General features: G+C 67.3%; 1 protein-coding gene. It reads left to right on the forward strand.

The genetic code is table 11. The features are described 5' to 3' along the window. Window positions 1-547 (forward strand): dTDP-glucose 4,6-dehydratase (locus ACWXWW_RS17865; protein ID WP_455971331.1); only part of this gene is annotated, 547 nt, incomplete at both ends.

Below are 547 nucleotides of genomic sequence, written 5' to 3' on the forward strand. Positions count from 1 at the left end.
CACGGCACCCGCTTCCACCACATCTCCACCGACGAGGTCTACGGCGACCTCGAGCTCGACGACCCGGCCCGGTTCACCGAGACCACCCCCTACAACCCCTCCTCCCCGTACTCGTCGACGAAGGCCGGCTCCGACCTGCTCGTGCGCGCGTGGGTGCGCTCGTTCGGGATCGCCGCGACCATCTCGAACTGCTCCAACAACTACGGCCCCTACCAGCACGTGGAGAAGTTCATCCCCCGCCAGATCACGAACATCATCCGCGGCATCCGCCCCAAGCTCTACGGCGCCGGGCAGAACGTGCGCGACTGGATCCACGCCGATGACCACTCCTCCGCCGTGCTCACGATCCTCGAGCACGGCCAGATCGGGCAGACCTACCTCATCGGCGCCGACGGCGAGAAGAACAACAAAGACGTCGTCGAGCTCATCCTCACCCTCATGGGCCAGCCCCGAGACGCCTACGACCACGTCGCCGACCGCCCCGGCCACGACCTGCGCTACGCGATCGACTCCACCAAGCTCCGCACCGAACTCGGCTGGACCCCCC

The sequence above is a fragment of the Microbacterium sp. KNMS genome, assembly GCF_053851835.1.